This window comes from Nitrospirota bacterium (assembly GCA_026387665.1).
Classification (GTDB): domain Bacteria; phylum Nitrospirota; class Nitrospiria; order Nitrospirales; family Nitrospiraceae; genus Palsa-1315.
This window is the reverse complement of the sequence record JAPLLG010000004.1, coordinates 1-22196: the sequence shown is the minus strand read 5'-3', so window position 1 is coordinate 22196 and position 22196 is coordinate 1. Positions and strand designations below refer to the sequence as shown.

The 22196-nt window shown below is 55.7% G+C and carries 22 protein-coding genes; all 22 read right to left on the bottom strand.

The window, feature by feature from the left end:
- Positions 1–4: 4 nt before the first annotated feature.
- Complete coding sequence (locus NT179_02915; protein ID MCX5720965.1) at positions 5–1069, bottom strand: glycosyltransferase family 4 protein; 1065 nt, start codon at positions 1067–1069, stop codon at positions 5–7.
- Positions 1066–2055: an NAD-dependent epimerase/dehydratase family protein gene (locus NT179_02910; protein MCX5720964.1), complete on the bottom strand. Its 990-nt coding sequence runs from the start codon at positions 2053–2055 to the stop codon at positions 1066–1068. The genes NT179_02915 and NT179_02910 overlap by 4 nt, the downstream gene beginning before the upstream one ends.
- Positions 2052–3221 (bottom strand): glycosyltransferase family 4 protein, encoded by a 1170-nt coding sequence (locus tag NT179_02905; protein MCX5720963.1) that lies wholly within the window; start codon positions 3219–3221, stop codon positions 2052–2054. Before NT179_02905 ends, NT179_02910 begins: the two co-directional genes overlap by 4 nt.
- Positions 3218–5191 (bottom strand): asparagine synthase (glutamine-hydrolyzing), encoded by a 1974-nt coding sequence (gene asnB / locus NT179_02900; protein MCX5720962.1) that lies wholly within the window; start codon positions 5189–5191, stop codon positions 3218–3220. The genes NT179_02905 and asnB overlap by 4 nt, the downstream gene beginning before the upstream one ends.
- A gap of 33 nt (positions 5192–5224) precedes the next feature.
- Positions 5225–6127, bottom strand: coding sequence for a glycosyltransferase (locus tag NT179_02895; GenBank protein ID MCX5720961.1), 903 nt, complete (start codon positions 6125–6127; stop codon positions 5225–5227).
- Positions 6128–6129: 2 nt separating this feature from the next.
- Positions 6130–7335 carry a glycosyltransferase gene (locus NT179_02890; protein ID MCX5720960.1) on the bottom strand — a complete coding sequence of 402 codons (1206 nt, stop codon included), beginning with the start codon at positions 7333–7335 and terminating at the stop codon, positions 6130–6132.
- A complete protein-coding gene (locus NT179_02885) occupies positions 7332–8087 on the bottom strand; it encodes a class I SAM-dependent methyltransferase (GenBank protein ID MCX5720959.1) in 756 nt (251 codons plus the stop codon). The genes NT179_02890 and NT179_02885 overlap by 4 nt, the downstream gene beginning before the upstream one ends.
- A complete protein-coding gene (locus NT179_02880; GenBank protein ID MCX5720958.1) occupies positions 8080–8817 on the bottom strand; it encodes a DUF268 domain-containing protein in 738 nt (245 codons plus the stop codon). The genes NT179_02885 and NT179_02880 overlap by 8 nt, the downstream gene beginning before the upstream one ends.
- Before the next feature lie 103 nt (positions 8818–8920).
- Positions 8921–9859 (bottom strand): SDR family oxidoreductase, encoded by a 939-nt coding sequence (locus NT179_02875; protein MCX5720957.1) that lies wholly within the window; start codon positions 9857–9859, stop codon positions 8921–8923.
- Positions 9860–10038: 179 nt separating this feature from the next.
- Positions 10039–10749 (bottom strand): sugar phosphate nucleotidyltransferase, encoded by a 711-nt coding sequence (locus NT179_02870; protein ID MCX5720956.1) that lies wholly within the window; start codon positions 10747–10749, stop codon positions 10039–10041.
- Position 10750: 1 nt separating this feature from the next.
- On the bottom strand, positions 10751–11920 hold the full coding sequence (locus NT179_02865; GenBank protein ID MCX5720955.1) for a DegT/DnrJ/EryC1/StrS aminotransferase family protein: 1170 nt from the start codon (positions 11918–11920) through the stop codon (positions 10751–10753).
- A 107-nt stretch (positions 11921–12027) separates the two neighbouring features.
- A complete protein-coding gene (locus NT179_02860; GenBank protein ID MCX5720954.1) occupies positions 12028–12564 on the bottom strand; it encodes a hypothetical protein in 537 nt (178 codons plus the stop codon).
- Positions 12565–12574: 10 nt separating this feature from the next.
- Positions 12575–13174 carry a thiamine pyrophosphate-dependent enzyme gene (locus NT179_02855; GenBank protein ID MCX5720953.1) on the bottom strand — a complete coding sequence of 200 codons (600 nt, stop codon included), beginning with the start codon at positions 13172–13174 and terminating at the stop codon, positions 12575–12577.
- A 48-nt stretch (positions 13175–13222) separates the two neighbouring features.
- Complete coding sequence (locus NT179_02850) at positions 13223–14161, bottom strand: GDP-L-fucose synthase (GenBank protein ID MCX5720952.1); 939 nt, start codon at positions 14159–14161, stop codon at positions 13223–13225.
- Between the two features lie 8 nt (positions 14162–14169).
- Positions 14170–15171, bottom strand: coding sequence for a kinase (locus tag NT179_02845; GenBank protein ID MCX5720951.1), 1002 nt, complete (start codon positions 15169–15171; stop codon positions 14170–14172).
- Between the two features lie 47 nt (positions 15172–15218).
- Complete coding sequence (locus NT179_02840; protein ID MCX5720950.1) at positions 15219–16760, bottom strand: radical SAM protein; 1542 nt, start codon at positions 16758–16760, stop codon at positions 15219–15221.
- A 142-nt stretch (positions 16761–16902) separates the two neighbouring features.
- The gene (locus tag NT179_02835; GenBank protein MCX5720949.1) at positions 16903–17850 is read right to left on the bottom strand and encodes a glycosyltransferase; all 948 of its coding nucleotides are present in this window, start codon (positions 17848–17850) and stop codon (positions 16903–16905) included.
- A gap of 75 nt (positions 17851–17925) precedes the next feature.
- Positions 17926–18945 carry a glycosyltransferase family 2 protein gene (locus NT179_02830; protein ID MCX5720948.1) on the bottom strand — a complete coding sequence of 340 codons (1020 nt, stop codon included), beginning with the start codon at positions 18943–18945 and terminating at the stop codon, positions 17926–17928.
- Positions 18942–20408 carry an oligosaccharide flippase family protein gene (locus NT179_02825; protein ID MCX5720947.1) on the bottom strand — a complete coding sequence of 489 codons (1467 nt, stop codon included), beginning with the start codon at positions 20406–20408 and terminating at the stop codon, positions 18942–18944. Before NT179_02825 ends, NT179_02830 begins: the two co-directional genes overlap by 4 nt.
- 12 nt (positions 20409–20420) lie before the next feature.
- Entirely contained in the window at positions 20421–20897 is a 477-nt protein-coding gene (locus NT179_02820) for an NUDIX domain-containing protein (protein MCX5720946.1), read from the bottom strand.
- Positions 20898–20999: 102 nt separating this feature from the next.
- The gene (locus tag NT179_02815) at positions 21000–21512 is read right to left on the bottom strand and encodes a UpxY family transcription antiterminator (GenBank protein MCX5720945.1); all 513 of its coding nucleotides are present in this window, start codon (positions 21510–21512) and stop codon (positions 21000–21002) included.
- Complete coding sequence (locus NT179_02810; protein MCX5720944.1) at positions 21509–21817, bottom strand: four helix bundle protein; 309 nt, start codon at positions 21815–21817, stop codon at positions 21509–21511. The genes NT179_02815 and NT179_02810 overlap by 4 nt, the downstream gene beginning before the upstream one ends.
- Positions 21818–22196 lie beyond the last annotated feature (379 nt).

Sequence of the window (22196 nt, the reverse complement as noted above, 5' to 3'; positions counted from 1 at the left end):
CCTCTCAAGAACCGACTGGCTGCATCCGTTGCTCCCTGTCCCTCACTGCGAGGACAAGGAAAACAAACAGCATCACCCACCCACAGAGGATAGCGACCCGCCATTCCTCCGCTGCATGCTGATACAGCATTGCGACGCCTCCGCAGAAAGCCATGAGAGCATATTCGGCTAACACAGTCTTGCGATGCCCCCAGCCGCTGAGCACCAGCCGCTGATAATAGTGCGTCCGATGGGCGACCCAGACCTTCTCTCCTTGCCAGACCCGACGGATCAGCGTAACAGTCGCATCCAGAATGAATGGCGAAAACAAGATAAACGGCACCCACACGTCGAACACTCCATCCCGACAACCTAAAACAATCAAGGCGCCGCACAAAAATCCACTCACAACGCTCCCCACATCTCCCATGAAAATCTTGGCTGGGGGAAAATTATACGCAAGAAATCCCGCTGAGGCCGCGGACAAGAGAAGTGCCGAGACCAAAATAAATTCGTGTCCCGCCTTCCAGGCAAAGTACGCCATGAACCCACATCCGAGAGTAGTCATCCCTCCAGCAAATCCGTCCATTCCATCCATAAAGTTGTAGAGATTGGTGAACCATACCAAAAACAGAATGGTGATCGTGGACCCCATCCATCCCAGTTCGATTGCTCCAAAGAATGGGAGCTGAATAACCGGAAAGAGGAGGCCCGCTCCGAGGGCGAGGATGCCAGATACAGCAACCTGACACCCAAGTCGAAGCCATACCGGCACTCCTCCACGGTCATCCATGAAAGACACGAAACCTAACAGCATGGTCAGGCCAAGAATCCAGCTTTCCAGATGACCCCACCCCGGCCACGATAGGCCCTCTCTCATAACCAGAAGTCCAAGAACTCGGGCAGCGATCAAACCAAGAAAAAGGCTCCCGATAATCGCCAGACCTCCCGTCCGCGGAATCGGCACATCATGAAGAGAACGCTCATTGGGGTGGTCCAATAAACACAAGAAAGAGTCAAGGCGCGTCAAGCGCCAGGTTAGCCAGCAAGACAAAGCCCCAACGCCAAAAACAAGCCCCGTAAGCATCATCGTCGACTTGCCTGATAGAAGCGGATCATCTCCGGCACAGCGTCATTGAACCTATACGGAGGGCAATACCCTAGATCTCGCGTGATGGCCGCTGCGCTATACCATGCGGACCCGATCAGTTTCTCTAGCGTTGATGAACTGACCGGAACCGATCGCCTCGTCGCAGCCTGAATAATATCCCCACAGGCTGCCCCCATCTTCAGCATCCAGAGGGGCACCCGCCGCTTCGGGATAGTCTTCCCAAGCCCCATCCGCAGCAAATCATAGATCGCAGAAATCTCGTACGGCTTCTCGTCCGTCACCACATACGCTGGCTGCCCGATTCTTGGCTGTTGGAGCGCCAACATCGTCGCATGCACAAAATTGCCGACATGGAGCATACTTCGGACGTTATTCACGTGAGGCAGAGGGGGAAAGCGACCCTGATCGATTGCAGCGATCATCCGAAAGAGATTGCCCTTCTGAGTGGGCCCATAGACCATCGGCAAACGAAGCGACACGGCGATGAATCCAGCTTTTTCCGCATAGTCCATGACTAACTGTTCAGCGGCCCATTTCGACTGCCCATAGAGAGTTTCTGGAAACGGCGGCTGGGACTCATCCACACAGCCTACCGTCGTCTCGCCGAACACCTTCACCGTGCTTGCAAACACCACACGGGATGCCCCACCCGCAACAGCCCCTTCTAAGACATTCCGTGTTCCCGCGACATTAATGCCGTGGAAATCCAGGGCAGCCGACTGCTTCTCGTCCAGGACATGAGCTTTGCCAGCCAAATGCACCACGCCAGCACAACCAGCTGTTACAGCTCGCATGGCTCGGGCATCGAGCAAGTCACCCACCGCGACTTCGACATCTGCCGGGAACGATACTGTAAGGGATCGCTCCCGCACGAGAGCACGAACAACATATCCCGCGCCATGGAGTTCTTTGACCAGATGCTCTCCGAGAAATCCAGCAGCTCCTGTGACGAGTACGCGTGTCATACATTTCGGAGGGAGGATCGGCCCTCCCAGCTCTGACCTAACAATTCCCGGTAGAAATCTAGCATTTGGCTGGCAACCTTGGGTACGGAATATTCCCGGACCACTATTTCTCGTGCCGCAACACCCATTGCGGCACATTGGGCGGGATGGTCAAGCAAGAACCCAATGGCCTCCGCAAGCGCGGCTGGGTTCTTTACTGGAACTAACAACCCGTTGACGTGATGACGAACGACCTCACGGCACCCTGGCACATCCGCTGCCACGATCGGTTTCCCGCATGCTGCTGCCTCCAGCAAAACCTTGGGAAGCCCTTCCCGATAAGACGGCAACGTGACCACTGTCGCCGAAGCCAACACTACGGGCATATCGTCTCGATGTTCCCACCATTCGATAACGCCCTCATGCCCCCACTGCTGCAATTGATGTCGCTCGATTGCCGCAGGGTTATCCTCATCGCATCGCCCGACAAGCACGAAGCGGGCCTGCACTGCCCGCTCCTTCAGCCGACGGGCGGCCTGAACAAATTCGCCCACGCCTTTGTCCCATAACATGCGAGACGCCAGCATAACGACCGGCACTCCCTCTGTCACTTCGCGCGGGCAAAATCGTTCGACGTCGACACCCGATCCAGGAATGATCCGTGAGCGGCTAGACACGACGATCCCCTCTTGGACCAACCGATCGCGATCTTCGCTGTTTTGGAATAATGCGAGCGAACGATGATTGAGGGAAAACGCGGTCTTGAGTCCCCATCGAACACCAAGCTGAAGGCAGACTGACTGGTCAGATCGATCGGTAAACGTATAACCGAGACCGGCAAACGCATTGATAACGGCGGGAACACGCGCGATCCATGCGGCAAAGGAGCCGTACAGAATCGGCTTGAGGGCCACATGGTGGACGATGTCAGGCCGCTCACGCCGATAGAGCCAAACCAGCTGCATAATCGCCCGCAGCTCGCTGAAAGGGTTTCGGCTGCGACGGAGCAAAGTGATGGGCAATAGCCGAAAACCTTCATTCCGAATCTGTTCTCCGTGGCCGGTGACTCGAGTTGCAATTATGACCTCGAACCCCGCATCCCGTGCAGCCCGCGCGAGATCGAGTCGATGGGACCAGAAATACCAATCTTCGGTGATCAGAAAAAGAAGACGAGGACGAGTGCTCATTCACGTTCAACCCAGGCCTGGAACATCAGCACATTCCACAAAAGATATTGCCAGTTCCGCTTGCCGGAAAGATGCTCCGCCCACTTTTCCCGGATCGGGACAGGGTGCAAATAGCCTTCACGGCGGAGTCGCTGCTCATCGAGCAGCTCCTCGGCCCACTCACGCAACGGCCCGCGCAACCAGGAGTCCAATGGCACACCAAACCCCATCTTGGGCCGCTCGATCAACTGCCTGGGCACATACCGGTCGAGGACGCGCCGCAGGAGCCATTTCCCCTCGCCCTCTTGACGGATCTTGAACGAAAGCGGAAGCCGCCAGGCAAACTCCACGACTCGATGATCAAGCAACGGCACGCGCGCTTCCAGACCCACCGCCATGCTAGCCCGATCGACTTTCGTGAGAATATCATCCGGGAGATACGTGATCAGATCGAGATACATCATGCGCATGGTGAAATCCTGAAGAGTCGCCCAATTAGCTCGGTCTGTGACAGGAGTCAACGGCTCCACCCCCTGCACCACAATCTCGGCTGGATCTTTCCAGAGCGAGATCATGCCCAGATACATGGTGTCCGGGTCCGGCAGCGCCAGCAGAGCCGCGAGCTTGTGCAACTTGTCACCGGGCTTCGCCACCACGGGAAGAAACCGTCCAAACTGTTCAAAGAAATTCGCCCAGGCTGCCGGCGACAAGGACGTGATCCCTCCGGCCAAGCCACGCCGGATTGACGGAGGCACCAGGTCCAGGTATCTCCACAATCGCCTTCCCCAGAAATACCGGTTATACCCCGCAAACAATTCGTCGCCGCCATCGCCGGATAAGGCCACCGTCACATGCCTGCGCGCCAGCTCAGAGACTAAAAATGTCGGGATTTGAGATGAGTCGGCAAACGGCTCATCATACATAGCCGGCAACCGTGGAATAACCGCTCGCGCCTGCTCAGGAGACACATACAGTTCCGTATGATCCGTCCCTACATGTTCTGCCACTTTTCTAGCATGAATCGCTTCATTGTATTCCGCCTCATGAAATCCGACCGTAAATGTCCGAATCGGACGATTGCTCTGCGCCTGCATGAGCGCCACGACCAGCGATGAATCGATCCCGCCGGACAGAAACGCACCCAAGGGGACATCCGCGATCATCCGTAACCCCACGGCGTTGCGCAGGAGCCCATCGAGTTGCTCGACCGCCTCCGCGTCTGATCCTTTGAATGGGGAGGCACAGCCTGCCTCAACACGTTCCTTCGCGGACCAATAACGAACCGGCCTCCATGCCGCATGACGGGCATCCGGGTCAGGCGAAAATCCCTCAGCTGCTTCGAGCTCCCTTTCCCCCACGGTCAACACACAACCAGCCGACAACTTGTAAACATGCTTATAGATCGACAGTGGCGCTGGCACATACCCTACTCTCATAAATGAGGCTAGAGCCCCGCGGTCAATCTCTGCGTGGAAGCCCTTGTGCGCTCGGAGCGCCTTCAGCTCTGAACCAAACAAAAACGTCTTTCCGGCCCATCCGAAATACAGCGGTTTGATTCCGATTCTGTCGCGAACAAGCGTCAGAACTCGTTTCTCCCGGTCCCAAAGGGCGAAGGCAAACATCCCCACAAATCGACGCACTGCGCTCTCAATGCCCCACTCCTCGAAGGCGGCGAGCATGACCTCTGTATCCGAATGCCCACGAAACTTCGCACCGGCGATCTCCAGCTCAGACCGCAGCTCAGCAAAATTATAGACCTCGCCATTGTAGGAGAGAACGTAGCGCCCGCTTGAGGACAGCATTGGCTGATGGCCCTCAGGCGACAAATCCAAGATAGAGAGCCGCGCATGACCGAGGCCGACCCCGACTCGTTCATCGCACCAGACGCCGGAGTCGTCAGGGCCTCGATAACGAATCGCTCCGATCATCTCGGACACGAGACGATTCGGCTCTGACTCGCGATAGTTTAAGACCCCGACAACGCCACACATTACGTGAATACCAGAATCACTGATTTCCTATTATTAAGCCCGTAGGGAGGGAGATTCGCCGGCAAGCGTGCCCTCTGAAGTCACACAACTCCACACCCGCTGCCAGTGCATGCGCACCTCGTCGTTCGCAGCCCGAAATGATTGTCGCGACCGCTGGCTCATGCTTCCCGTGACATCCAGAAGGACGTCGCGGCCCAGCGCCAGACTGTGAATCAGGACTCCTCGCACCGCTGTCAGCGCTGACGGAACGTCACTGACCTGCTCCACCAACTGATGGCAATAATTCAAGCGTCCTCGGCCTGATTTCCCAGCAGAAATTCCCTCCATCCGATATCCCAGCAGAATGTCAGGGAGGGCGGCAAAGCAACTGGCACGATAGCTTCGTAGCAGCAGATCCTGATCCTGTCCCTTGGTCAGCTTGTCCCTATAGCGGTGACGAGCAAACCATGATCGCTTGCCCATCCAGGTTGGATGGGCAAGGGGAAAACCCCACCAAGGTCGTCGACAGATATCCTCGTGCTCACTCGCAGTAGGATATACGCCGAGCACCTGGCCATCTTCCTTGAACAGGACGGCCCCATGTCCGAGCAGATCGATGTCTGGGTGCGCCTCAAGGTACCGCACCTGCCGCTCAAGCCGCTCGGGATAGGCCACGTCATCCGCATCCATCCTGGCGATATACTTTCCCCGGGCAAGCTCAATGCACTGATTCAAGCGTGTCGCCAGCCCCTGTTGCCCACCGGCTCCATGCACCACGTGAATTCGAGCGTCGCTGAATCGACTAAGGATCAGGCCTGTCTGATCCGTGGACCCATCATCGACGACGATCAATTCCCAATCTGAAAATGTCTGCCATAGGATGGATCGGAGCGCTGACTCCAGGGTAGAGGCCGCATTGTGGACCGACATCGCGACTGTGACTAGAGGATCGGCCATGATCAACTTTCCCGGTAAAACATCCGCCCAGGCCAGCCAGCAGCAGCATAGGTGTGCGCACCGAAGAGGCGCCAGGACAGCTCAAACACTATTCTGCGTGCGGCACGAGCCCCTCGCTGCTTGCCCCAGAACAAAGACGCACAGACGACAATCAGGGCTCTGAGCAGCTTCAAGGACGGACCGAACCTGTGCCGACGGGCTATTGTTTCAAACTCGGGCCAGTCGATGGCTCGATGAGGCCGCTGAGCGACTTGCTGAGCCAACGCTTCCAGCAGTTCATCGAATCGTCGATCGTAGGTATGGTCCTGGCTGACTCGTTCAAATCCACGACGAGCGATGGTATCCCGACGATCGGAATCAGCCAACAGCGACTTGACGGTACCGACCAATTCGGCGCGGCCTTCGAAGGTAAGAACCTCCTCGCCGAGGCGAAAGTATTTCTCTAGATTTGGTGCCTGCTCGGTCAACAGACATCCTCCATATCCGGGGACTTCAAAAACCCGCGCTTTGATCTGACGATCTTCCGTGCCTCCCGTGCCTTTTCGAGAACCCTCGCTGAAATTCAGACTGACCTGAGAGGCCCGGACAATCTCCGAAATCCGTTGGGCCTCCACCGGCCCAGCAGGCCACCCGTGACCGAAACAAGCCACGTCAATTCCTTCGCGACGCAACACCTCGACCATCGCGGGACGATTCCCATAGGCGGCGCCGACGAAACTCACGGGATACCGGCAGGCAGCAGCGGGGAGCGGCGGAGTTAATGTCTCTACATTCGCCGCCCATTGAGAGAGATAGGGTTTGCCGATGCCATCACGCTGATACCACCCCACCGCGCGAGGATAGGTCGTCACGGTAAAATCCCATTCTGCTCCGATCAACCGTGAGAACATCGGATACTTCCACGAATCATCGGTCGACCAATTAACCAGAAGAGGGCCGCTCTTCCGGATCAGGCGCATCGTCTCGATCCAGACTTCGTACTGCATCAGCACACAGAACACGATATCTGGAGACGTCTCTTCCACCTGCTTCAAGAGGGCGCGGTTCAACCCGGCAAAATCGGCATAGGGCTCACGGGAAAACGACTCAAAAAAACTGACACGATGCCCCAGCCTCCTCAACGCGGGAAGGAAATTCACGTATTCATAGCCCTCACCTCGGGCGGGATCACCATAGGCATGCTCGCCAAATACGCAAAGGATGTTCATGGCGCGGGAGCCGTCGCGGTACGCCGAGCGGTCACATGGTACCCCACCGTAAACCGTCGTTCACGATCGAACCGGTCCAGGAACTTGCAAAGAATTGGGACCGCGAGGCCTAGCAAGGGAAGAAGCGCCATCCATACCGGAAACCAAAACAGTCGTATCGCGAACGGAAGATCCATCTTGAAGGGATTCGTGGTCAGGACAAATCTCAGCGCTTCCTGTCCGAAAAACCGCAATGATCCCTCATTGGGTTCAATGCTGATATCGGTAAACCCCGCTGCCTCCAAAAACCGCTCATACCACCAGGGCGTGTATCCACCATAGTAATGGTAGGGCTCCTGATGAATGCCTGATCCAAGGGGTGCCGTCAGGATGAGCGTCCCACCTGGCTCAAGAATCCGCGCCAGCTCCTTCACGACGGCAATCGGTTCTGGATGGTGCTCCAGCACTTCCGTGCAAAGAACCGCGCCAAAACTCCCATCAGGAACCGGAATTACCGCGAGGTCTGACACATAGTCGAGCTGGCCATATGCACCGTGCCGCAGTTGATCGCCCCGCAACGGAGCCAGATCCTGGGTTCGGTACTCGCAGTGTGCAAACAGATCTCGATAGGGACAGGATCCTGCGCCGACATCAAGCACTTTGGTTCCGACCGGCAGCTGCGCGGCCTGCCCCGCAATCCATCGGTCCCGCCTGACAAGGTTGAATGAAAACAGCTCGCTCTGGACCAGGCGGCTCCTGAGACCGTTACCCACGCGCCCTCACAAACTCGAACAGGCCGCAGCCGTACTCAAGACCGCCCGCGGCCTCAAGGGTAACACCCTCGTTAAACTGTCCAGAATCATCGACGAGAGAAAACGATTGGAGCTGCAGCTCATGAAAGAATGATCTGACCGTACTGGGAGAAAATACCCGGTGCGCATTGAAACAGACCCGCTCCCGTCCGACCGGCACTGAGAGGAACAGCCTCCCGCCTGGCTGCAACACGCGCTGCAGTTCCGCTGCAGCGTGCTGGCTCCCGGCCGGATTCAGTGGGTCACCGTATCGACCAAGCCCTACGTGCTCCATGACATGCAAGCAGGATATCGACGCAATACTGGCGTCACGAAAGGGCAGCCGCACAATGTCTCCGGCAAGAGAATTCAAATTCGACAAGCGCACGCGGAGGGGACGATAGTCGACGAAGACCGTTTTCACACTTGAGCTCAGCACGTTGATCATCATCGCACTGGACCCGACATCGACGTGCAGCGGGGGCATGAGATCCCGCAGCAGGCGCGCAAGCCATGCCGCCTGAAAGAAATAGTGAGGATCGAAAGGGGTCGCCCTTACACGATCAGTCAAACAGGGATACGAATCGCCGAAAGAGATCTTCTGACCTGGCGCAGCATCCTGATAGGCAAACCAGTCGGCGAAGTAGCGAGGTAACGCCCTCACATTCGCAACAATATGCGGGCCGAGAAACGCCCCACCCCACCGAGCCATAACACTTTTACGAAAAAGCCATTTCAACATACCACTGCTGCAATGCGCCCACACTCAATCAACCAGAGCCTCCAGACAAGAGTGGCACCCACCACTCACTCGATCAAACATTGCCGTAGCAGGTGTTCTTGATCATGGTGTACCCCTTGATAAGATCGCTGATGCCCATATCGAGTGAATGGATCGGCTGAAAACCCGTCGCTTCAATCTTGGCATTGGACACAATGTAATTGCGCTGATCCGGATCCTTCCCAACCGGCGCATCGAGGAAGACAAAATCAGGAACCTGCTTTTGGATGCGCTCACACAGCTCCTTCTTCGACACGTTGGCATCGGATAGGCCAACGTTATAGATCTGTCCTTTCATCTTGTCGAAATTCGCGATGGCATGCTGGAAGACTCGCGAAACATCGCGCACATGCACATAGTTGCGCTTGAACGAGCTTTCGAACAGGACGACGAAGCGATCGTAGACGGCACGGTAGGTGAAATCGTTCACGAGCAGATCGATCCGCATGCGCGGCGACATCCCGAACACGGTGGCGAGCCGGAAACTGATGGCGTTCTCGCGCTGCATGAGTTCCTTCTCGATCTCCACTTTTTCCTTCGCATAGAGCGAAATCGGGTTCAAGGGAGACTCTTCCGTACAAAAGTTATTCTTGTCGCCGGTCCCGTAGGCGCTATTGGTGGTTGGCATCAGCACCAGTTGCTGCTTTGACAGCAACTTCAACATGAGGGCAATCGCGTCGTGATTGACTGTCTGGGCGCCCACCGGGTCCTGACTGCACATCGGCGCCCCCACCAGGGCGGCCAACGGAATCACGATATCAGCCTTCTTGATCAAAGGGGCCATCACGCCTTCAATACGGATATCGCCTTTGACGACTGAAAAATTTGGATGATGGCACACATGGTTCAAACTGGACTGCTTGTACATGAAGCTATCCAATACCGTCACCTTATGGCCCAACTGAAGGAGATCCGGAACCATGGTGGAGCCAAGATAGCCGGCACCGCCGGTGACAAGAATGTTGCAACTCATAGAGGTTTCCTTTCCTGCTGATCGAACCGTTATGCAGCGAACATCGCTACTTCAACTCATCCACAAGAGCTAGAGGCCGGAGATAGGTACTCCCCGTTCGCCATCAACTGGTGCCGGGCTTCAATGAATCTTGGGCGGGTATTCGTTAGATGTACAATTGAGGCCACAACCCCTCCGCATTAGACCGCCAACAGGATCGCGGCTCGATGATAATCTTCCGGTACCCCGATATCGATGAACGTACCAGTAAACTCGACACCGAACAGACGCTGGCCGGACGCAAGCGCGACAGGAAAAATGTCATCTTCGAGGGAGGCCTTTTCGCCTGGAGCGAATCGACCTCCACGCAAGGCTCGCGGATGGACCCAGTACACGCCGCCATTGGCCAGGCGAGAACCCTGCGCGTTCCCTGACTTCAACGACGTGATCCGCCCGTCAGGCGACACCTCGATGCCCATATAGCGCCCTCCTTCACTGGTCCGGAAAAGAGAGAGGCACCAGTCTGCGTCATGCGCCAGCGCATAGGCACTCAACACCTTCCAGTCTGCCGCAAAATAGGTATCCCCGTTCAGGAGCAAAAACGGTCTCTCGTGGCCGACTTTCTCAGCGGCGAGCAGGAGCCCTCCGCCAGTCCCTAACGTCCGCTCCTCAATGACATACTCAAGGTCAACGCCTTTGTAACGAGGCCCAAAATATGCTGTGATGGCTTCGTACCTATAGCCGACAGACAGCACAAACCGGCCGATCCCTTGGGCGATCCAATAATCCAGCTGGTATTCAAGGAACGGGCGGCCACCAATCGGCGCCATCGGCTTGGGCAGGTCAGGCACGAGACTGCGAAGTCTTGTACCCAAACCACCAGCGAGAATAATGGCTGTCGTGACTGCCACGTTATGCCGAGTTTAGAATCGCGCAGAGTTGATCGACTTCCACATCTTTCAGATCCGGAAAGTTGCCAATGTAGAAGCCGTAGAAGTGGACATGTTCCGTTTCGGGAAATTTCAGATGGTGCCCGTCCGGCACAATACCTTTCAGATAGGGTTGGCGAATCTGATTACCACCACCGGCGCTGCCTCTCCGGAACTCGACGCCCGACTCCCGCATCTTCTGCATGAGGCGCTGAACCAGATCATCATCCGGATGCTTCAAAATGAGGTTGAAGGCATAGTTGCTGGATCCTTCCAGCTTGAAGTCGGTGCGGTACTTTGACGAATCGATGTGCGTCAGGAAACGAAGCAGGTTTTCCGTCCGGCGCTTGACGATGTGATCCAGGCGCTTGAGCTGGCTGCGCCCCATGATGCCGCCAATTTCGGTATTTCTGGTGTTGTAAGCTGCGTAGGCAAAGATGAAGTCCTGGTTCAGCTCAGGGTTTTCAGTCTGATACGCGGTGCGGAGATCGTTGTCGTTCGACTCTCGTACCATGCCATGGGACCGCAGCATGCGAACCTGCTGGTAGACCTCCGGGTCATTGGTGCAGACCATGCCGCCCTCAATGGTGCTCATGTGGTGGGCATAGTAATACGAAAAATTCGATATCCAGCCCAGGCTACCCAAACGCTTACCCTTGTGGGTCGCGCCATGGGATTCACAGACGTCTTCGATCAGCGGGACATTGCGGCGCGTGAGCTCGGCGATCAGTTCGTCCGTCAGCCCGTTGAACCCTTGCACATGGGTGAGGAATACGGCTCGGGTCTTATCCGTGATCGCCGCAAGAATGTTTGCGGGATCCATCCCCAACGTCCTGGGATCAATATCCGCAAAGACCGGCGTGAATCCATTCTGCAGCACCGATGCGATATCAGAGACCCATGCCAACGGCGGCACGATGACCTCTCCTCCCTCAGGATGACGGATCTTGAGGATGGCCATGGTCAAGAGATTTGCCGATGCACCGGAATTGACGAAGACGCTGTGCTTTACCCCCAACCACGCAGACCATTCGGCTTCAAAGGCCCGCACATTGGCGCCATGTGTCAGGATCGGATCCTCCTGCTTGAGATGCTCGATCACAGCGTCGAGATCCTCGCGAAGAATATTGTTGCGCATCAACGGATATTTCATACATTCCTACCCAGTCAGTGACGTATTGGTCTTATGATACTCGTATTCGCGAATGATGCCGAAGCGATCAGCCCCAAGGGCTCACCATCGCCAGGTACAGTCGGTGCTTATTTCTCGCCGTAATAATCACCGTACTCGACCAGGATCGTGCTGCACCCGTCGTCACGGAGCAGCGCGCGTTCATAGGCCGGAAAAATATCCGAGGGTTCTTCAAGGCGAATCACCTCAATGGTGCTGCACATGGCGCGTAATGCCTCGGTATAGTCCCCCACATGCTGATGCTGCGGGTGCAACGGGCGCTGAGAGCCAATACCCGTGCGAATGATCGCCTTGGTCTTATACCCGTTATTGGACATCACTTGCACTTTGTCCAAATGGTTCACCAGCTGGCTGATGGCGCATAAGAGGAAATTCCATCGCGGGAAGATGCTGACGGGAACGAGCCCGGTCAGAGCCATACCCGTCGTCATCCCCATCTGCATTTCTTCGGCGACAGGAAGTTCGATGAGGCGATCACGAGGCACATCCTTCAGCGTATTGGTCATGGCGGTCCCGGCCGCCGCCACCGCTTGTCCGATAAAGATCGTGCGCGGATCTTGCGCCAGGAATGTCATCGACCGCTTGAGTTCGTCAAAGTATGTCATCACCCTCACCTTAGAACTGGACCCGCACGCCGGCACCGGCATGGGGATATTTGGTTTCATAGCGGTAGTAGCTGACATACTCATCGGCCACTCCTTCAAAACTCAGACGGGGCTGATTCCAGGCTTCCCTCGTGTCGGTGCAGACCGATTTCGCATTGTCTTCGACGATGAAGTGGATGGGCAGACGATGGTTTCGGCTGTATTTGATCGCCTCATGAGCAATCCCTGTCTCAGCCGTCATCTCACCCAAAAAACAATACACTTTGGAGTCCTCGCCTCGTCGCTGAATCGACATGGCCGCCCCGACCGCAATCGGCAACACACCGCCGACAATGGCCGAGGAATAGATACGATGCTCCGGGAAACACAATGAGATCGATCGCCCCGCCACAATCTCCTCGCGAACCAATTCCTTGGGTACGCCCTTTAGCAGACATTGATAGTGCGATCGCCACGAACAAAATACCCAATCCTGAGAACGAATGGTTCGAAAAACGCCGATCATCTGTTCTTCATTGCCGAAATAGAGATGGACAGGTGCGCGAATGTTCCCTGTGTTGAACAAGGCTGCGATCTCTTCCTCAAACGCGATGAGTTCTTCCTTCGTCATCTCACCATCCTTCGCATGCTGCGCTCTATTGCGCAGACGGTTGTCCTGTTAGATTTGATGGGCCACATACCACTGGTAGGTACTCTCTAGACCGGCTGCAAGCCCGACTTTGGGCTTCCACCCGAGAGACTGAATCCGTGCACTATCGAGGAGCTTCCGTGGCGCACCATCGGGCTTCGTCAGGTCCCACTCCAGACGCCCCTGGTATCCCACAACTCCGGCAATCAACTCAGCCAGTTCCTTAATCGACACATCAGCACCAACGCCAATATTGAGGGGGAGCTCGATCGCTGCGTTGCCCTGCGCCAAAAGATGCACGCACGCATCCGCGATATCGTCCGCATGAATGAACTCCCGTCTCGGCGAGCCGCTCCCCCACAGCGTGACGGATTCGGCGCCGCTCACCTTGGCCTGATGAAACCGTGCCATGAGTGCAGACAGGACATGGCCGGATTTCGGATCGAAGTTGTCGTGCGGACCATAGGCACTATTCGGAATGACAGGGATGAATCTGGCGTCATGATCCTGTTTGTTATAGGCCAAACACATATACGTCCCTGCAAGCTTGGAAATGGCATAGGGAAGACTCGTCGGCTCTGGCTTGCCGGACAAGAGGGCATCCTCAGCCATCGGCTGGGGACATTCCCTTGGATACATACAGGAGGAGCCGAAGAGAATCAGCTTTCGCACACCAGCCTTGCGTGCAGCCCTCAGCACATTGAGCTGAATGGCGATATTCTCATCCATGAAATCGGCGGGAAATGTCTGGTTTTCTATGATCCCGCCCACTCGGCCGGCAGCGAGGACCACATATTCCGGATGGACCTCGTCGAAGAATTCAGCAACCCGCCCGCCATCCTGCAGATCCAGCTGATTTCGGCTTCGCGTGACAAGGCCTCGATAGCTGTCACGCTCCAACCGTCGGACAACCGCCGAACCGATGAGACCGGCATGGCCCGCAACATAAATTACCGAGTCGCTCTTCATCGGCATAATCAGGAAAGCCCGTCAGGCTGGTACAAGACCACTCGGCTGCCCGAGTTTTCAAACTCAAACGGCACATGGATGAGATGTTTCAATCGCTCCCGTACTTTCGATTGCAATTCCGGCTTCACGAACAACAACAGGAACCCCCCGCCGCCGGCCCCAAGAATCTTTCCTCCAACAGCACCAGCCCGCATGGCTTCCTCGTACAGGTGATCGATCTCGGGCGTCGAGACCTTGTCGGAAAGATTTCGCTTGCACAGCCAGCTCTGATGAAGCAATCGGCCGACCTCCTCGATAGGCGCTTTCGTATTCTGAAGGATCTGAATCGCCTCATCGACCATCTCTGCCATACGATTCAGCTCATTTCCCCGGTTCTTGAAGTTCTCAATCTTCGATTTGGCTATCTCTGATGCAATTCTCGAGAAGCCCGTAAAGCACAACATCAAATGCGACTGGAACTCATGCAACCGGTCTTTCGTCAAGATGATGGGCGAGACCTGGAATGTATCATTGGTCTTGAAGTCGATTCGATTGAACCCGCCAAAAGCGGCAGTGATCTGATCTTGCGATCCGACATTCTCCTTGATGATGTGCTGCTCCATGTGGATCGCTTGCGCGGCAAGATCGTCTTTCGTGATGTACTTCCCCCGCAAGGCCGACAGCGCATGAATCAGTCCGACCGTAAACGACGAACTGGAACCAAGCCCAGACCGCGCAGGCAAATCGCCATCGTGATGGACTTCGAGCCCCTGATCGTCGCACCCGGCCCAACCGAGAATGGCGCGAACGGCAGGATGCTTGATCTCTTCAACCCGTTGCACATTCTCAATAATCGAATACACGATGCGGTGCTTATGCTCAAAGAAAGGCGGGAGGTATCGGCAGCTAATATGGCAATACTTGTCGATCGAGGTCGCCAGCACGACCCCGCCATGCTCCTGATACCACGCGGGATAGTCTGTGCCGCCGCCGAAAAACGAAATGCGGAACGGGGTCCTGGTGATGATCATCTCAACACCACATCGCCATATTGCCTGTTCATGAAACTGCTCCCTCTCTAATCGCCGAGTAGTTTTCGGCGCAACCGCACTTTAGCCATATCTTCGACATTCGCTCGTTCTTTGTCCCCGAACTTGGTCGCAACTAACTTCAAGTATGCGGGGTTAGAAAAATACTGTTGCCACGCCTCATCTCGAAACTTCAGCACCTCCGCCGCCGTGACATACTTCGTGGGAAGCGGCTCGCTGTCGTAGGATAGAAACGCATAACCACTATAGGTCTCGGGCAACTTCCAGCCCTTCTGCCTGGCCATCTGATACATCGGACTTCCCGGAAGCGCCTGGCAGGGGTACATATTGGCCATTTCCGTATTCAGCTCCAAGGCCAGGTCTAACGTTTCCTGCATCGTCTCTCGCGTATCGTCCGGGAACCCAAAGATGTAGTTACTGATGATGTTCATGCCGCCGGCCCGCACCTTTTCGCACACCGCGCGAATATTGACCTCTTGAAAGGAGCCTTTCGACACCTCCTGCCGCACAGCTTGATTGCCGGCTTCGATCCCGAGCGCCAACCAATTGATGCCGGCCTTCTTGAACAATTCAATATATTCATGACGCACGGTATCGACTCGCGCATAGGCCCACATCCGCAACCGGAGATCCCGTTCGATGATGTCCTGCAAGAGGGGCTCATAATATTTGCGATTCAAGAAAAACATTTCGTCGCTAATGCGAATGGTTTCCACCCCCATCTTCGCAAGTGCCTCCAGCTCGCCCGCAATCAACTTGGAACTCCAGAACCGCATCCCGCGGGACTGCGAGGCATCGACCCCGCTCGCGTTGTCTGCGCGATTCACGATGTTGATCATGCAGAAATCGCACGCGAAGGTGCACCCCAGCGACGTATAGATCGATGCGAAGGGAGTACGCTTGTCATGATCGAACTCAGCATGCCAAAAATGCGCCCGATACAAATCGAGCGGACGAGACCGGTAGGGGAGGAGATCCCAGGCATAGCCTGGCATATCGATATCCATACGGTCTTGCGGCACCACTGACTGCGGCTCGTTCAAGATCGGATGCCGCTCCCCTGATTGGCTGACTGACTTATACCCGACCCCTCGCACAGCCCCTAACCCGGAGCGCAGATCGGTTCGCAGAAGATTCTGGAGAGCGTACACGCCTTCATTCAATAAGACAAAATCCACGAAAGGAAGTTGCAGGACCTCGAGCGGCAAGGCACTGGTATGCGAGCCTGTGAAACAGACAGGGAACTCCGGATGCTGCTGCTTGAGCTCATTCGCAAGGGCACTCGCCCCGATCATTCCCGTCGTCCCGGAGTTCGGATTTTGCCCGTACACCACAAAAACGACCAGCCGAGGATTGGCGCTGTGAATTCGGCTCACCGCATCAGGCAGCGATAACTTCTCCGCATCACAATCCAGAATCGCCACGCCGAAATCCTTCGCGCGACAGGACTGTGCCAGCAACAAGGCCCATGTGGGCGGCTCAATGGCTGAATAGGTCTTCGCCAACCCTTGATAGGCCTGCAAGGATGAATCGGCATTGACAAAGAGAACATCCAGCCTTCGGGAAGGCATGCGCGGTGTGGGCTTCAATATCCTTACCTCTCCTCTGATTTTCTCAGGAAAACTTGCATGCGAATTCTCCACGCATCATGCCGGGCAGCCGATCCAAGACAACGACAGAACAGCGCACTCACAGGAAGCAACCCGGCCCCTCTCAGCTGAATACTCGCTCCTTGATCTTCAACGCGAGCGTATACGGATCGACTCGGAGCAGACGGGAACGGAGCAACCGATGCCGCCATATATCCCTCCTCAGTGAAGAGAGCTCGTGCGGCGCAATGTGCCCTATCACCTGCGAACGGCCATTGCGGAACTGATGAACCGCACTTCCGTTGAGAATATTCTTCCCGTACTCTTTCACAGCCTTGAAGTAGGCGGCCTGTCCAGGCTTCTCAACATTACTTAAACGTTGACTGCGCTGATCATGATGCGTACGGCCGAAATTGGCGACCACTGGAATAAAATATGGGTTATATCCCTGTGTAAAGAACTTATACATGAACCCAAGATGAGGACAGACCCTGAACCAATCACTCGATTGTCCATCGGGGAACCACGGCTTAATCACTTCGCTCCTCACACAATAGTTCCCCTCGGGCAAGGGGAACCCGCTCGCGAGCCAGAACGCGAGAAAGTCCCGTTTTTGCGGAGGAGGATCAGCGAAAAAATCCTGGAAGGAGACATTCAACAGATCCCCCTCTTCGGACATCGTTTGGGCGAATCCCCATACCAACGACACCTCATCATCCTTCTCAAGAATATCGACGCACTTCTTGAACCAATTCAGATCAAGAAACCCATCCGAGACACAGCATTGAATAATGTACCGTCCCCTTGCCATGGCCAAGGCCTTTTGATAGGCCTCCACGACATGATCGTCCCGCTCAGATACCCACCGGAGATGAGGGAACTCCTTGAGGATCTCCACCGTACCATCCGTCGACCCCCCGTCAACGACAATGTGCTCGAAGCTTCGGAACGTCTGCGCCGCCACACTCTCAATCGTTTGCCTCAGAAAACGGCCATGATTGAGCGACGGCGTCACAACCGAGATCATCGGCTGCGCGACTTCCCGCAGATCCTCACCAACCTTACCGTGCATCACAACGGGGAATACAGGGGATGATCACAGCAAGCACTTGCTCACCTCTATCCATCGATAAAACGGCTCTTCGCACTATGGCTGCTCCTTGCCGGCATCGTTTTTTCCGACCGGATCATACCCCGCCGCACGGAGTGCGGTGGATCGTTTCTCAAAATGAATATCTTTCTCACGTGGAGGCCCCTCTCTCAGCTGAAGCAGGACCAGGACCCGGCCAATCAATGCTCGCAAACGAAGCACGGTGATCGTGACCAAAAACGTATAGTAGGCCCGCACCTGCAAGGCGCATTTCACGGGCCAGCTCAGTTGAGACGCATGCACAACCTGAACAATCTTTTGAACGAAGCGCCATTGATGCTGGACGAAAAACCACCACGCGTGAAAAACCGATTTCCCCTTGGGACTGCCACTCGTCAACGAAGGGTCATACCCTCGATACTTGTTGCGGTAGAAGAAAAGAATCTCATCAATCGCGTGGACCTTGATCTGCACCATCAATTTGACAAGGAACAAATTGTCCACATCGGCGATCGTTTCATCGAAGGTGTCGAACGGCAAGGCTACCAGGTACGCTTCGCTCCGGTACAGACCAAAGATCGTCGGGACAACCCGCCGCTGCCCGAGGTAGCGCCACACATTCGCCAAGGGTGAATCGGCGCGCGCATAGAGATGCCGCCTGGACAGCAACCGTTGAGTTCCTCGATTCCCTTCTACATCCACATAACAGGCATTAGGAAATGCCAGCCCCACGTCGGGATATCGCTGGAGATACTTCACTAGAGTACTGAGAAAATTCGGCGCCCAGAGATCATCATCACACGCAATCATGCAGAACTCACCGGCGATGAATGTGGCGAGATGGTTTGCGGCATCGTGCGAAATGCGATTGACAGTATCCATCACGTACCTCACACGCCCATCGCGGCATGCGTACGCCCGGCAAATCTCCGCAGTTCGATCCGTCGACTGATTGTCAAGAATCACAATCTCGAAATTCTGATAGTCCTGCGCCAGCAAGGAATCCAGCGCCAACGGCAGGAAAAGCTCACCGTTGAGAACCGGCACCATAATGGTGACAAGCCCCGGCGTCTTCATAGGCTTCCCCTTGCCGCAGGGCGCACCTCGAGAAGCCATTCTTTCGCCATGACATACTGGAGCAGTGCCATCACCAGGCCTGATATCACCAACGCGACCACGGCCTTGCTCTCGGATAACATGCCGAACCCCACACCCATCACCCGTCCCAGGAGACAGAGCGGAATACCTAAGGCTACCGCATACAGAATCCGTCCGACAGGCCACGCAACCGGCAAGGCACGACGACTGATGGGAACGACTACGGCAAACACGGCCACCCCAGCCGTCAGAAGCGCCAACGCCGTCCCCAACAACGGCTCATAGGGGGCCAGAACGTACACCAGTGTAGGCGCGACGAGCGCGCCAACCACGACCGGCAAGACGCTCACGGTCATATCGACCTTCGCCAAACCTAGCTGGTGCAGTGTGGACGAGATGGCCCGAAAGGTCTCCGTCAAAGCAGGCCATATGAGAATCGGCGTGATCGCCTGGAACTGTTCACCTAAGAGGAGCTTCACCATGAAAGCTGCGTTCCCGACCAAGAACGCGCCAAAGAGAATGACGGCAGGGATATAGGCCGCAGCGTAGGCATTCCATGCCCGCGCCATCCCCGCCCTGTCTTGCCCCTTGAGCGCCCGATACAACGTCGGGCTGTAAAACTCGTTGAATAAGGTTTCAAACGTCTGCATGGGAACGGAGCAAATCATATACCCAGCCGCAAACAACCCAACCGTTGCAATGTCGGCGACCCAGGTGAGAACGAACCGATAACTTTGCGACTGGATCCACCAAAAGATGAATACCATTGCTTGCGGCCACACAAACATGAACACCGTCCACCCATCGAAGGGGAGCACACCTGGCCCATCAGATGAACGCGCAGGAACACTCACTCTGGCATACCGGTCCAAGAGCGCGTAGGAGAGGGAGGAGAGAAGAAATCCGCAAAAGATTCCAAGCAGCCACGTTTCCGGGCTTGCTTCGCCCTTCGAATACCCCACCGCCAAGGCCAGCCCCCCCCATGCCGCAACGTTCCCGAATAGAATGTACAGAAACCGGTGGCCCATCAGATTCAGCCCTGAGGTCCCCAATGAATGGAGTGAAAATCCCAGCGTATAGAGCGCCACCAACCCTCCAACCCAAGCCGCCCCAACACCCGCAACGACCATCAACTGGCTCTGGATCGCCCAGGCAACGAAACCAAGAATCGGCGCGACAGCCAGAACGACGAGAAGGTAAGAGCCAAGCCTTCGACTCAAAGTTCCACCCTCCATCCAATCAAGACAGCCTCGACCGATATACGCCGCTACGGGTGTCAGGATGGCTGAGGTCCCTAAAACCGCAAGACTCATCAGTTGGTTCATGCTACCGACATCGCTCGGAGACAACAGAGTCGTCGCAGTCTTGATCGTGACAAGGCCCGCGAGAACTTGGAGTCCTCGTCCAAGACTGAGAATAAGGAGATCCTGAAATGATGTCATTACGAGTCCATCCTAGCGCAGGACTCCACGCTGGCCTGCAAATGCGTCGGTAATCGGTTGCCGCGCCGGAGGCACAATCTCTTCAGGCAATTGAGCCAGAGTGAAAAACCGTACCTCTTCACTCTCCTGACTACACAGAAGACTCCCGGACAGTACTCGCGCTCCGACGATGACGTCGATCAATTGAACAACATCGCCATTGTCCGGATAGGTCACGATGCGTCCACTAGGGTCTGAATACACGCCGATAAGATGCGTAACCTCCACCGCCAGCCCCGTCTCCTCACGCACCTCCCGTACGGCCGCATCAACGAGCGACTCCCCCGGCTCGACTTTCCCACCGGGCAATCCCCACCACCCGCAATCACGCCGCTTCTCTAACAGAATCGTATCTCCAGAACCACGGATGACCACTCCCACCCCTACTCGCACACCCACTCCATTCACGACGACACTTCCGTACATGGTGAGCACTTCATCCTGAGTCATGAGAAACCTAGCAGAGCGTTAAAACGGAGCGGCCAGGAGCAAAGCCGCAGCAAGCGAGGAGGCGACGCGAAAACGTTGCGGGCTGACGGTCCCAACAACCTGCTAGACCGGAGCAACATCCGCAATATCGATCTCCACTGCAGCCGCCTGCTGAATCAGGCGCACACCCAGCACTAGTCGGTGGCGTTTTTCTTTGCGCAACAGAATTCCACGGACGCCTTGGAGTGGCCCCCGAATCACCTCGACCGTCATACCTTCATGGAGATAGGGATGCGAGTCATAAGGAAGCACGCTGGCCATCAAGGTCCTGAGCGCCACAATCTCCTCGTCCGCGATCGGCTCAGGGTGGTGGCCGACACTGACAATATCAACCACGCCTATGGTCTTGAGCACCGTCAGCTTATGATCCGACGCAAAGCGAACGAAGCAGTATCCGGGAAAAAGCGGAACCTCAATTTCCTTCTTGCGATCTTTCCACTGGCTCAAACGTTTGACCGTTGGCAGTAAGGGCTCGATGCCCTGACTCAGGAGTTGGTCCCGCACGACCTTCTCATACCGAGACCGCGTCCGAAGGGCGTACCAACGAAGATTGTTGGTCTGGTTTGTCTGATTCATTTCGTTGGTTTGAGTTGTTTGGTGCGAAGATATTTGATGAGCCCGGAGATGATTCGCCCCGTTTTGTCGGCCTGCTCGTAGATCAACTCGAATGCGTCTTTGGACAGGTACCCTTGATCTACCGCGATATACAGATGGCTTTGAACTTCCGCAGATGACGACATAGCAATGAACAGAAATTGCACGAACTCCTTGTTTGAGCGGCGCACAAACCCTTCCGCAATATTGGCCATCACCGAACCCGCAGCGCTCTGAATCTGACCACAGAGACGCACATCTCTTTTCCATGCGGAGCTCTGCTCGATGCCTGCGTAGACTTGCCGCGTCAGCCGCCTGGCTTCTTTTCAGCAGTCTAACTCTTCAAAGCGAGTAAGCTTCATGTCAGAATCGACTTCTCTGGTTGACCTTGCTCATTTGGTCTTTCTGGTTTGTTTCGTTTATCTGGTTCATCTAACTGGGGCGGGTTTGAAGATTAACTGCACCGATTCTTCAAACCAGACAAACTAAACAAACCTCCTCCACCAAACAAACCAACTGCGGACACAGCTCCGCCCTTTCACTTACAGATCCACATCGCACGCACCACACAAAATGTCGACCACGCAGAGAAGCGCTCCGCCTTATACGCGCAGCCCGAGACTCAGCACCTTTTCCCGCGGCACGCCCGCCTGTACCAGCTGTTCT

Excerpts from the sequence above, each read along its gene's own strand:
- NT179_02820 (MCX5720946.1), bottom strand. The coding sequence starts at position 20,897 with ATGACTCAGGATGAAGTGCTCACCATGTACGGAAGTGTCGTCGTGAAT.
- NT179_02855 (MCX5720953.1), bottom strand. The coding sequence starts at position 13,174 with ATGACGAAGGAAGAACTCATCGCGTTTGAGGAAGAGATCGCAGCCTTG.
- NT179_02860 (MCX5720954.1), bottom strand. The coding sequence starts at position 12,564 with ATGACATACTTTGACGAACTCAAGCGGTCGATGACATTCCTGGCGCAA.
- NT179_02850 (MCX5720952.1), bottom strand. The coding sequence starts at position 14,161 with ATGAAGAGCGACTCGGTAATTTATGTTGCGGGCCATGCCGGTCTCATC.
- NT179_02815 (MCX5720945.1), bottom strand. The coding sequence starts at position 21,512 with ATGAATCAGACAAACCAGACCAACAATCTTCGTTGGTACGCCCTTCGG.
- NT179_02880 (MCX5720958.1), bottom strand. The coding sequence starts at position 8,817 with ATGGCTCGGTGGGGTGGGGCGTTTCTCGGCCCGCATATTGTTGCGAAT.
- NT179_02905 (MCX5720963.1), bottom strand. The coding sequence starts at position 3,221 with ATGAGCACTCGTCCTCGTCTTCTTTTTCTGATCACCGAAGATTGGTAT.
- asnB (MCX5720962.1), bottom strand. The coding sequence starts at position 5,191 with ATGTGTGGCGTTGTCGGGGTCTTAAACTATCGCGAGTCAGAGCCGAAT.
- NT179_02915 (MCX5720965.1), bottom strand. The coding sequence starts at position 1,069 with ATGATGCTTACGGGGCTTGTTTTTGGCGTTGGGGCTTTGTCTTGCTGG.
- NT179_02845 (MCX5720951.1), bottom strand. The coding sequence starts at position 15,171 with ATGATCATCACCAGGACCCCGTTCCGCATTTCGTTTTTCGGCGGCGGC.
- NT179_02910 (MCX5720964.1), bottom strand. The coding sequence starts at position 2,055 with ATGACACGCGTACTCGTCACAGGAGCTGCTGGATTTCTCGGAGAGCAT.
- NT179_02835 (MCX5720949.1), bottom strand. The coding sequence starts at position 17,850 with ATGCACGGTAAGGTTGGTGAGGATCTGCGGGAAGTCGCGCAGCCGATG.
- NT179_02830 (MCX5720948.1), bottom strand. The coding sequence starts at position 18,945 with ATGAAGACGCCGGGGCTTGTCACCATTATGGTGCCGGTTCTCAACGGT.
- NT179_02825 (MCX5720947.1), bottom strand. The coding sequence starts at position 20,408 with ATGACATCATTTCAGGATCTCCTTATTCTCAGTCTTGGACGAGGACTC.
- NT179_02895 (MCX5720961.1), bottom strand. The coding sequence starts at position 6,127 with ATGGCCGATCCTCTAGTCACAGTCGCGATGTCGGTCCACAATGCGGCC.
- NT179_02875 (MCX5720957.1), bottom strand. The coding sequence starts at position 9,859 with ATGAGTTGCAACATTCTTGTCACCGGCGGTGCCGGCTATCTTGGCTCC.
- NT179_02890 (MCX5720960.1), bottom strand. The coding sequence starts at position 7,335 with ATGAACATCCTTTGCGTATTTGGCGAGCATGCCTATGGTGATCCCGCC.
- NT179_02840 (MCX5720950.1), bottom strand. The coding sequence starts at position 16,760 with ATGCCTTCCCGAAGGCTGGATGTTCTCTTTGTCAATGCCGATTCATCC.
- NT179_02865 (MCX5720955.1), bottom strand. The coding sequence starts at position 11,920 with ATGAAATATCCGTTGATGCGCAACAATATTCTTCGCGAGGATCTCGAC.